General features: G+C 32.4%; 10 protein-coding genes. 7 read left to right on the top strand and 3 right to left on the bottom strand.

What is annotated here, in order from left to right:
• Positions 1 to 597: 597 nt before the first annotated feature.
• Positions 598 to 3,555, top strand: coding sequence for a glycoside hydrolase family 3 N-terminal domain-containing protein (locus N4A42_RS05565; protein WP_294071099.1), 2,958 nt, complete (start codon positions 598 to 600; stop codon positions 3,553 to 3,555).
• A 164-nt stretch (positions 3,556 to 3,719) separates the two neighbouring features.
• On the top strand, positions 3,720 to 4,859 hold the full coding sequence (bshA, locus tag N4A42_RS05560; protein WP_294071097.1) for an N-acetyl-alpha-D-glucosaminyl L-malate synthase BshA: 1,140 nt from the start codon (positions 3,720 to 3,722) through the stop codon (positions 4,857 to 4,859).
• A gap of 167 nt (positions 4,860 to 5,026) precedes the next feature.
• Here the strand turns inward: bshA and N4A42_RS14545 are convergent, their stop codons facing one another.
• The 3 genes from N4A42_RS14545 to N4A42_RS05545 form a co-directional block, all read right to left on the bottom strand.
• Positions 5,027 to 5,203 (bottom strand): hypothetical protein, encoded by a 177-nt coding sequence (locus tag N4A42_RS14545; protein WP_367172495.1) that lies wholly within the window; start codon positions 5,201 to 5,203, stop codon positions 5,027 to 5,029.
• A 16-nt stretch (positions 5,204 to 5,219) separates the two neighbouring features.
• On the bottom strand, positions 5,220 to 5,591 hold the full coding sequence (locus N4A42_RS05550) for a DUF2200 domain-containing protein (protein WP_294071094.1): 372 nt from the start codon (positions 5,589 to 5,591) through the stop codon (positions 5,220 to 5,222).
• A gap of 180 nt (positions 5,592 to 5,771) precedes the next feature.
• Entirely contained in the window at positions 5,772 to 6,464 is a 693-nt protein-coding gene (locus tag N4A42_RS05545; protein WP_294071092.1) for an MBL fold metallo-hydrolase, read from the bottom strand.
• Positions 6,465 to 6,825: 361 nt separating this feature from the next.
• Here N4A42_RS05545 and N4A42_RS05540 point away from each other — a divergent pair, with 361 nt between their 5' ends.
• From N4A42_RS05540 to N4A42_RS05520, 5 genes are all read left to right on the top strand, one after another.
• Complete coding sequence (locus N4A42_RS05540; RefSeq protein WP_294071090.1) at positions 6,826 to 7,602, top strand: hypothetical protein; 777 nt, start codon at positions 6,826 to 6,828, stop codon at positions 7,600 to 7,602.
• 286 nt (positions 7,603 to 7,888) lie between these two features.
• Complete coding sequence (locus N4A42_RS05535) at positions 7,889 to 8,308, top strand: helix-turn-helix domain-containing protein (RefSeq protein WP_294071087.1); 420 nt, start codon at positions 7,889 to 7,891, stop codon at positions 8,306 to 8,308.
• A gap of 108 nt (positions 8,309 to 8,416) precedes the next feature.
• Positions 8,417 to 9,652: a hypothetical protein gene (locus N4A42_RS05530; RefSeq protein WP_294071085.1), complete on the top strand. Its 1,236-nt coding sequence runs from the start codon at positions 8,417 to 8,419 to the stop codon at positions 9,650 to 9,652.
• Positions 9,653 to 9,664: 12 nt separating this feature from the next.
• Positions 9,665 to 9,925, top strand: a complete 261-nt coding sequence (locus N4A42_RS05525; protein ID WP_294071082.1) for a DUF4212 domain-containing protein — start codon at positions 9,665 to 9,667, stop codon at positions 9,923 to 9,925.
• A 30-nt stretch (positions 9,926 to 9,955) separates the two neighbouring features.
• Complete coding sequence (locus N4A42_RS05520) at positions 9,956 to 11,728, top strand: sodium:solute symporter family protein (RefSeq protein ID WP_294071080.1); 1,773 nt, start codon at positions 9,956 to 9,958, stop codon at positions 11,726 to 11,728.
• Positions 11,729 to 11,793 lie beyond the last annotated feature (65 nt).

The raw sequence follows: 11,793 nt of genomic DNA, 5'->3' as shown, positions 1-11,793 counted from the left end.
TTTTTGTTATTTTTATACAATATGTTATACAAAATGAACGTATGGATTTTAACAAATACACATTCCAACCAACCAAGCATAGAGATAAAAATGTCATCCTTATTCAGTTTGCGTATAGCCCAAACTTAATTAATGCATTACAAAAAAGATTCCCCTCAGCCAAATGGAGCGCTTCCAAAAAATCATGGTACCTACCAGACCTTCATGTCGTAAGACAAGCATTGCCCTCGCTACCGTACAATTGCATCGTGTGGCTCACAAGGCATAAAGCTAAACAATAGCAGTTTTAAGAAATTCAAGTATCATTAATTAATAAACAACCAAGGGTTCACCCGTATGTGCCTCGGGTCTAATCCATGTCAACGTCGGGTCTAACCCATATCTATTCCGAGGCTAACCCATATCAAAAAACCGTCAAATTAAATGTACTGTTAATTAAGCAGTTTATAAAAGTATCCTAAAGTCTTTTAACTTCTTATTAATTATGCTATTTTGGCATAGTATTCGTTAGTTAATCTAATAGTCTTATTAACTTTTTAGGTTTTTATAAAACCAAAAAAATTAATGAGAATTCTAAAAACGATAAAAGAGTATTCAATGCGTTATTTGTCCCTTATTCTTATAGCTTTTTGTTTTCAAATAAACCTTGCGCAAGAAGCAACCCCAAATCCATTACTAACCAAAGATGCTGTTCAACAACAAAAATGGGTAGACAGTATATACAATTCTATGTCATTAAAAGAACGAGTAGGTCAGCTCTTTATGGTTCAGGTACTATCTAAAAACAATGACAAGGTCAATAATAAAATTGTTGATTTAATTAAAGAAGAACATATTGGTGGAGTTATATATTCTACAGGAGGCCCCTATAGGCAAGCCAGATTAAATAACCAGTTGCAAGCAGCCTCTAAAATTCCACTATTAGTAGGTATGGATGCAGAATGGGGATTAAGTATGCGTTTAGATTCCACTTATGCTTTTCCTTGGAATATGACCCTAGGCGCAATAGCAGATGATAGCTTGGTAGAACAAACTGGGAGGCAAATAGGCGAGCATTGTAAGCGAGTAGGAGTACACTTTAATTTTGCACCAGTAGTAGATATTAATACCAACCCAAAGAATCCAATTATTGGTAACAGATCTTTTGGTGAAGATAGAGATAATGTAACCGCTAAAGGATTAGCCTTTATGAACGGAATGCAAAGTGCTGGTGTACTCGCCAACGCAAAGCATTTTCCTGGCCATGGAGATACCGAGGATGACTCTCATAAAACCTTACCAACAGTTTCGTTTAGTCAAAAGCGTATAGATTCTATAGAACTGTATCCTTATAGAAAGTTAATACAAGACGGACTATCAAGCGTTATGGTGGCACATCTTAATATTCCTAGTCTAGAATCCCGAAGAGGATTTCCTTCATCATTATCTAAGCATATTGTTACAGATATTCTTAAAGGAGATTTAGGGTTTAAAGGTTTAATTTTTACAGATGCACTAACCATGAAAGGTGCTGCAGATTATATAGAAAAAAATGTAGATGGCATTACATCTGGTACATTTTCCAAGGGTGGAGAAATTGATTTAATGGCGTTTTTAGCAGGAAATGATGTACTACTCATGTCAGAAGACCCTGAAAAAGGCATTGAGAAAATTATAGAAGCTTATGAAGACAAAAAAATAAACGAAGAGCGTCTGTCTCATTCCGTTAAGAAAATACTTATGGCTAAGTATAAGGTTGGTTTAAACAACTATTCGCCTGTAGGATTGTATAATCTAGATAAAGATCTCAATAGAGTTAAAGATGATGTGCTTTACGAAAACCTTATGGAAAATGCTATAACCGTTGTAAAAAACAAGAACAACTTATTACCACTTCGTAATTTGCAAACAAAGACTATAGCTTATGTTGAATTAGGTGATGATAATGGCTCACCTTTTTATAAGGAATTAATGAAATACACTAAGGTACATCACATTAAAGCCGAAAAACTTGATGGTATAATTTCAAAATTACAGAATTACAATACTGTAATTATTGGTTTTCATAAATCTAATGACAACCCTTGGAAAGATTATGAGTTTACACAAAAAGAATTAGCTTGGTTATATGAAATAGCAAGAAATAATACAGTGATTCTGGATGTCTTTGCAAGACCTTATGCTTTAAATGATATACGTTCTATTGAAAACATAGAAGGTATCGTAATGAGCTATCAAAATAGTAATATAGCTCAAGAAAAATCAGCACAGCTTATTTTTGGTGCTATTGACGCTAAAGGCAAATTACCCGTTAGTGCTGGCGAGTTTTTTCCTGTCGCAACAGGCGAAACCTACAATGCCTTATCTAACTTAAGTTATGGTTTGCCAGAGCGTGTAGGTATGGATTCTGAATTATTAAGTAGAATAGATTCAGTAGCAAATCATGCAGTCAATCAAAAAATGACACCAGGCATTCAGCTTTTAGTAGCTAGAAAAGGAAAGGTGATTTATAACAAGAATTTTGGTTATCATACCTATTCAAAAAAGAGTAAAGTAGATTTTGATGATGTCTATGATGTGGCATCACTTACCAAAATATTGGCAACATTACCTATTCTTATGGAACTAGAGCAACAAGGCTCTGTATCTTTAAATTCTAAATTAGGAGCATTACTACCTGAATATAAAAATTCTAACAAGAAAAACATTACTTTAAAAAAGATGTTATCGCATTATGCACAATTAAAACCTTGGATACCTTTTTATTATGCCACTTTAGATACGGTTACCAAAAAACCAGATCCAAAGTATTATAGAAATAAAAGAGAAAAAGAATTTAATATAGAAGTTACTAATACACTTTATTTGCGTAATGACTATAAAGATTCAATTCAAGAAATTATTAAAGAAAGTGAGTTGTTGTCTCGCTTACGTTACCGTTACAGTGATTTGCCATATTATATACTTAAAGATTATCTGGAAGGATTTTACGACAAATCTTTAGATGAAATTACGCAAGACCGTTATTACAGATCTCTTGGTGCAAATTACACAACCTATAATCCTAGAAAAAAGTTTAGTCTAAAAGATATTGTGCCTACAGAGGTAGATAATTACTATCGCTATAAAAAAGTACATGGTTTTGTACACGATATGGGAGCTGCAATGCAAGGTGGAGTTGGTGGTCATGCAGGTGTTTTTAGCAATGCAAATGATGTGGCTAAGATTATGCAAATGTATTTGCAGAAAGGATTTTATGGTGGCAAACGTTATATAGAATCAGAAACTATAGATAAGTTTAATACCTGTTATTATTGCGAAAGTGATAATAGAAGAGGTATAGGTTTTGATAAACCACAATTAGGTGATGAAGGCCCAACTTGCGGATGCATATCTATGACTAGTTTTGGTCATTCTGGCTTTACAGGTACTTACGCTTGGGCAGATCCAGAAGAGGAGATTGTATATGTGTTTTTAGCTAACAGAACCTATCCAGAAGCTGGTAAAAACTTATTGCTTAGAGAAAATATTCGCACCGAGATACAACGTCTAATTTATGAAGCTATTATTGAATAGTTATGTGCTAATAACTATAAGTTAAAAAGTACTTAAAGTTGCCATTCAGTTATACAAAACATCTAACTTTATACTTTAAATGAAGTTGTAAGGATTTGCAAAAACCTAAGACTTTATATATGTATTGATTTTAAGCAATTATTTAAACACGTATAACTTTTTAGATGAAAATAGGTATTGTATGTTATCCAACCTTTGGAGGTAGTGGAGTAGTGGCAACAGAGTTAGGATTAGAACTTTCTAAGAGAGGTCACGAAATTCATTTTATAACCTATAGTCAACCTGTAAGACTAGAGTTATTGAGTAACAATGTACATTTTCACGAAGTACATGTGCCAGAATATTCTTTATTTCATTATCAACCATATGAATTAGCCTTATCGAGTAAATTAGTAGATATGGTTAAGTTGCATGGTATTCAAATTTTGCATGTGCATTATGCAATTCCACATGCATATGCAGCCTATATGGCTCAGCAAATGTTATTAGATGAAGGTATTCAGGTACCAATAGTCACTACATTACATGGAACAGATATAACCTTAGTTGGTAGCCATCCATTTTATAAGCCAGCAGTAACCTTTAGTATTAACAAATCAGACGCAGTTACTTCTGTGTCCGAAAGTCTTAAAAAAGATACTTTACGTCTTTTTAATATTAAAAAAGATATTGAAGTAGTGCCTAATTTTATAGATTTAGAAAAGCATGTTAGTAGTTTTACAGACTGCCAGCGTGCTATGATGGCAGAGGATCATGAGCGTATTGTAACGCATATTAGTAACATGCGCGAAGTAAAACAAATTCCTGATGTTATTAAGGTTTTTTATAACATTCAAAAAGAATTACCAGCAAAACTAATGATGGTAGGAGAAGGACCAGAAAAAGAAGGTGCAGAGCTCTTAGCTGAAGAATTAGGTATTAGCGATAAAGTAATTTTCTTTGGAAACAGTAATGAAATAGATAGAATTCTCTGTTTTAGTGACTTATTTTTATTGCCATCTCAAACCGAAAGTTTTGGTTTAGCAGCTCTAGAAGCTATGGCAAGTAGTGTACCTGTAATATCAACAAATACAGGTGGTTTGCCAGAAGTTAATATAGATGGTTACTCAGGTTATTTGAGTGATGTTAATGCTGTGGCAGACATGTCTGCAAATGCCATTAAGATTTTAAAGAATTTAGAAACACTAAATACTTTTAAAGCTAATGCAAAAGCACAATCTAAAAACTTTGATATACATAATATTGTGCCTAAGTATGAAGCTATTTATGAAGAAACTTTAGATAAGTTTTTAGTAGCTAATTAAACCAAACTGCATATTGCGCTCTACGAAGTTCTAAAGCAATTTCTTTTTCTGCAATTTCAGCTTCTATTCTAGTTAAAAATGGGTCGATGTGGTTATAAAGACTAGGTCTTAAATATAAACCATATTTTTCAACAATATTTGAAGCTATTTTATATCCTTTTTTAGTTCTATAGCCTGTTTTGTGTTGTTGTAAAGCGTTCTTTAGGAGTTTTACTTGTCATACCAACGTAAAGGCACTCTAAGACACCATTGTATTGTGGGTTAGCTGTTCTAAATTTAGTATTCTCGGAAAAAACACATTTAGATAATTCAACAACGTATATACGATATAACGTTTTAGGCATTATTAAATAATAAGAATTAAGGCTTGCGTAGAATTTTTTCCATTTTACGACCTTTAGCAAGTTCATCAATAAGCTTATCTAAGTATCTGCATTGTTGTGTAGTAGTATTGGTAATATCCTCAACTCTATAACCACAAATAACACCTTTAATAAGATGTGCATTTTCGTTGAGGTTGGCATTATTAAAAAAGTCTTTAAAGTTGACTTTTTGTTCAATAATTTCGTTTATTTTTTCTTCATTATAGCCTGTAAGCCACTCTATAACTTCATGTAATTCTTCTTTAGTTCTATCTTTTTTTTCTACTTTGGTTATGTAGTGCGGATATACAGAAGCAAAAGTCATATTAGCAATGCGTTCATCGTGGTGGCTTGTGTCAGTCTTACTCATTTTATTTTAGCTTTTATGCAAGATAGTGTTTTTTTGAGTTGCAAATTTGGTAAATAGATGAGAAGTAGTAAATAATTATGTGCTTTTTGAAGTAACCAAAAGACAGTGAAAGCATTGAGTCTGATTAAGAGTTCAGTCGAAGTAAATTATACAACTATGCTGGGTCTTGCTCACAGTATTTTATTTAGCTTCTAATTCAATTGTTATTTTTTCTCCCTGCTCAATCATTGGTTTTATATTCTCAACGTTATCCCAATTTTCTTTTGCACTTGGTATTTGTTCAGGATATAAATGATAAATAGCAAACATTTTTGCATCAATTGTAATATTTTGCTCTTTAGCGTTTTTTAAAATCCAATATGGAACAAAAGCTAAATCAATTTTTTCTATTTTACCTATGGTTTCAGGTTCGGTAGTATCTCCTGATAAATAGATTTTTTTATTGTGCCAGGTTATTAAATAAGAGTAATGGCGAAATGGAATTCCAAATACAGTATGGTCGGTTTTAAATGCTTTTATTTCAAAATTCTCAATAGATTTACCTAACTTCTCTAATTCCGAGATATTTGAAACACCATAAGTTTGTCCTCCTTTGTTTTTAATTACTTTTTTAAGGTTCTTTTTAGAGTAATGGTCTGAGTGTTTATGTGTGAAAATAAAAATAGAATTTTCTTTAATACTATCTAATTCAGACTTGTTGAATTCCATATATCCATGAGCACCAGATTTATATGGAAAATCAATATAGAAATTTGTGTTTCCGTCAGTCATATGTAATCCACAATTACCAATAAATTCAATTTGAATTTCTTTTGTTTGTGAAAATCCCAGAGCAGTAATTAAACAAAAAATCGGAGTAAAAATTCTATTCATATTTGTAGTTTTAGTATTGTGGGTAATGTATGGCTATTTACAGTTGTGCATCTGGGTTTAATTTTTGTGTATCTAAATATATGATAAAAAAATAAAGTACTAGAACGATATTATATAATCAAAATGAACAGATTAATGTATAAATAGAAAAAGTTATTAAGAATAAATTGCATTTAAGACTTGGTATTTATATCATTTTTTTCCATGTGAATTATTGATGTTGTTTAATAAAATAATTAATATAATTTAAGGTTTTTCTAACCTTTATAAGGAAATATTCTATTTTTGAAATCGTGAAAGAACCATATAGAGCTATATAAAACTTTTTTAATTTTTATCACTAATGCCAACAATGGATAAATTGAAATTCTTTCTTCTAAAAACACCTTTTGCAAAGCAAATTAGAGTTATTGAAAGGCAATTAATAGTTTTAAAAATAAAAAGACAGAGCGTCAACTCAATAACCCAAAGGACTGTATATTGTATTTCGCCGTATAAAACCGGAACTACATATCTATCTAGTAATTTTAATCCTGAAATTTCTAAGCACGAACCAATAAGTTTTACGTCGTATAAGTATCTCGATAAGGATTTTGATCGCTTTTTTGTAAAGCGACTCAACTATTTAAGCCTTAAATTAGAATGTTCAGGTTTGTGGAGTGCTTATGTTGAAGAACTTTCTAAAAATGATATTGCTAAACACCTAAATTATATCTGTATTTTAAGATCTCCTTCGTCATGGATTACATCGGTTATTAATTATTGGAATAAACCTAATGAATTAGATTTTGATATTGTACATGAGTGTTTTTTTAAAGGTAAATTAGGCGTAGATCTACGTCAGTTTAATTTTGAAGTTGATAGTAAAACCAATCAATTTATTATAAATAAACTAATTGAGTTTTATTTTGATTTTACAGAGAAAACAAGTCAGCTTAGCAATGTTGCTTATATGCACATAGAAGACATACAAGGGAAACTGCCTTATATTGAATCTTTATTAGGTGAATTATCTTGCCCTAAATATAGCTGGAAGAGAACAAATAATAAGAAACAATTTGTATACAAAAATGTAGCTATAGATGAAGACTACAAGAAACTAACCAATCAGCTCATTAAAGAAAAAAGCAAATTTTAGTGTATTGGTATTCTCTTACTGTGATTGTTTCTGTAGTGTTATTGCTAAAATTACTTAAGTAAGACGTCATTTTAAAAATCATTCTTTAGTTCCGTAATTATATTTTTTACTTGTTAATTTAATTTGAAAAGTGATTTTCTAGTATTTGCTTTATTGATAGTATTATGCTCTTAATGTTGGTAAATACATATTGTTTTTTGTTAAAAGCTGAAGGATTATTAAAACAAGTGAAATTGTTTTGTGTAGTTTATTGCTAAATTGATATATTTATGCTAAATTAATATATATGAAAATTGATCTTTGTCCAAACTGTAATTCAGATAATTATGTAAAGAGCGGAATTGTTAATAAGAGGCAGCGTTATAGGTGCAAATCTTGCAATTATTACTTTACAGTAAATAAGCTTGGTAAAAAGATTGACGACTATTACGTTAATAAGGCCTTGCAACTTTATTTAGAGGGTTTAACATATCGAGAGATTGAACGGATTTTAGGAATCTCGCATGTGAGTATTATGAATTGGGTTAAGAAATACAATATTAAAAGACCGTACAATTCAAAATACCATCCTACCTATAAAATACTTAATGCAGATGAGCTTTCGGCATTTTTTTCTAATGCAGAAAATCTCTCTGGTGCAGGTACATTAGTTACAGAGCTGGGTGACAAGTTCATGCTAATAAAATGGGAACGTTTTAGAGATTAAAATATATATAATTAACAAATAACTATACTAATTTTTTTTATAGAGATTGTTTTTTAGAGTTTAGTGCTGCACACAAAACCAATGTATAACTAACTAACATTAATCTTTATGAAAAAACTAAATCTTAGCATAGCAGTATTTGCTTTATGTTTTTTCTATGGTTTTTCTCAATCTGATGTAGAAACAGGATATGGGAAAGGCTATAGAATTAATTTCAACGATGATGGTACTAAGTACATGAGATTCATTTCTTGGGGACAATTTTGGGCTCAATACAACGATGATGCTCCAGAAGGTACCGAGAAATTAGCTCTAAGTGTACGTAGAGCAAGAGTTTTAAGCTGGATAAAATTCAGTGATAAGTTTTCTATGGTAGCTCACTTTGGGCTTAATAGTTTAAATGGTAACAATACTTCACCAGTAGGTAGTCAAGGTTCAAATGCTGACGCATCACAATTATTTTTCCATGATTTTTGGGGAGAATATAAAGTTGCAAAAGACTTTTATGTAGGAGCTGGTCTTCATTATTGGAATGGTATTTCTCGTTTAAATAATCAAAGTACCTTAAACATGTTAACGTTAGACAACAATAGGTCATCTTGGTCTACAATTGGACTTTCAGATCAGTTTGCTCGTCATATAGGTGTGTATATAAAAGGTAAGTTTGATAAGCTTCAATACCGTTTTGCATTAAATGAGGCAAATACTAATACTCTAGATAATGACGGAACACCAAGAGATGTAGGTACTGCAACCGTATATCGAGGTAGAGAAGTGTTGGGTTCTGATGAAGCAGGTAAGGTAATTCAAGGCTATGTTGATTATAATTTTTTAGATCAAGAGTCTAATGCTTTACCTTATAAGGTTGGTACTTATATGGGTAGTAAAAAAGTGTTCAATGTTGGAGCAGGTTTCTTTAGTCACCCTAATGGTGTCGTGTTACCAAATGGAGAAGGTGATGATGTATTACTGTTTGCTGTAGATGCTTTTTACGATGCTCCAATTGGTGATAATGGATCTGCAATAACAGCTTATGCTACGTATCAAAACAATGATTATGGTGAAGACTTTTTCTTAGGTCCATATGCGACAGGTAGTATGATATATAGTCATGTGGGTTATGTACTTCCTGGAGATAAAACAAAAACAAGACTTCAGCCTTATCTAGCCTATTCTACAAGAAGTATAGATGCTATTGATGATAATGCTAATCAATTTAAAGTAGGTGCTAATGTATTCTTTACAGGGCATCATTCTAAATTGAGTTTCGATTATACAAATAATAAAGTAGGAGATGGTGATGCTACAGGTGTTTTCACTGTACAGGCTATGATCTTTTTATAAAAACAATAAGTTATGTCAGATAAACAACAAAATGCAGCAGCATATTGGAAAGAAAACGTAAAATACCTTTCCATCTTATTAGTCATATGGTTCATAGTATCCTATGGTTGTGGTATTCTATTTAAAGATGCCTTAAATGAAATTAGACTTGGAGGGTTTAAGCTAGGTTTCTGGTTTGCGCAACAAGGCTCAATATATGTATTCGTTATTTTAATTTTCGTTTACGTACGTATAATGAATAAACTAGATAAAAAATATGGTTACGACGAATAGTCTTAACTAATAACCAAAAAAACAAAAATTATGAGTGTACAAACTTGGACATGGATATTAGTTGGGATCACATTCGCACTATATTTCGGAATTGCAATTTGGGCCAGAGCTGGCTCAACAAAAGATTTTTATGTTGCTGGTGGAGGTGTATCTCCTTTGGCAAATGGTATGGCTACTGCAGCTGACTGGATGAGTGCAGCGTCATTTATCTCTATGGCTGGTCTAATCTCTTTTATGGGATACGATGGGTCAGTATTTTTAATGGGATGGACAGGAGGTTATGTGTTATTAGCGTTATTATTAGCACCTTACCTGCGTAAGTTTGGGAAGTTTACAGTACCAGATTTTATCGGAGATCGTTATTACTCTAACACAGCACGTACAGTAGCTGTAATATGTGCCTTAATTGTATCTTTTACTTATGTAGCTGGACAAATGAGAGGTGTGGGAATTGTATTTTCTCAATTCTTACAAGTAGATATTAATCTTGGTGTAATCATAGGTATGGCAATTGTATTGGTATTTGCATTCTTAGGTGGTATGAAAGGTATTACATATACGCAAGTAGCGCAATACTGTGTTTTAATCTTTGCGTTTATGGTGCCAGCTTTCTTTATTTCTATGCAAATGACAGGAAACATTATTCCACAGTTAGGTATGGGTGGTAGTGTTGAAGGAGGTGAATTCCTCTTAGATAAATTAGATAAACTCCATACGCAGTTAGGGTTTAATGAATATACAAGTGGTACAAAATCTACTTGGGATGTTTTTGCAATTACATTAGCATTGATGGTAGGTACTGCAGGATTACCTCACGTGATTGTACGTTTCTTTACGGTGCCAAAAGTAAAAGATGCACGTAAATCTGCAGGTTTAGCATTATTGTTTATAGCTATTCTTTATACAACTGCGCCTGCTATTGCTGTTTTTGCAAGAACAAACTTAATCGAAACTGTAAGTAATACAGAATACAAGCAAGTACCACAATGGTTTAAAAATTGGGAGGATACAGGATTAATAGCTTGGTCTGATAAAAATGGAGATGGAAAAATTCAATATGTTGCTGGTAAAGCTTTAGATGGTAAGCCTGCATATACTGATGCTAGAGGAGCTTTTGGTGAGCGTATGGTTTCTAATGCTAACGATTCCGCAAATGAGCTTTATGTAGATAGAGATATTATGGTATTGGCAAACCCTGAAATTGCAAAGTTACCTAATTGGGTAATTGCATTGGTTGCGGCAGGTGGTTTAGCTGCGGCATTATCTACTGCAGCAGGATTATTGTTAGTAATATCTACTTCAATATCTCACGATTTAATTAAGAAGCAAATAAAGCCAAACATCTCAGAAAAAGGAGAATTATTGGCTGCTCGTATAGCAATTTTAGTGGCTATTATCATCGCAGGATTGTTTGGTATTTATCCGCCAGGATTTGTCGCTGCAGTGGTTGCATTAGCTTTCGGTTTAGCAGCAGCTTCTTTCTTCCCAGCAATTATTCTTGGAATTTTCGATAAACGAATGAATAGACAAGGAGCGGTTGCAGGTATGATAGTTGGTATTGTTTTAATGCTATACTACATGATTGTTTACAAAACAGGATTAATAGGAGTAATGGATCCTAGACCAAAAAGCGAGTGGTGGTTTGGTACATCTCCAGAAGGGTTCGGTACAATCGCTATGCTTGTTAATGTTGTTGTTTCTGTAGTTGTTTCAAGAATGACTCCAGCACCACCACAACATGTACAAGAAATCGTAGAGAATATTAGAATTCCATCAGGAGCTGGTGAAGCACACAGTCACTAGTTGACGTGTTTATTAGTTAGTAAAAACAGTGTTGTTATTACAACACTGTTTTTTGTATTTATTAA

Source organism: Winogradskyella sp., from assembly GCF_025210595.1.
GTDB lineage: Bacteria > Bacteroidota > Bacteroidia > Flavobacteriales > Flavobacteriaceae > Winogradskyella.
The sequence above is the reverse complement of the archived record's forward strand: the minus strand, read 5'-3'. Positions and strand labels throughout refer to the sequence as shown.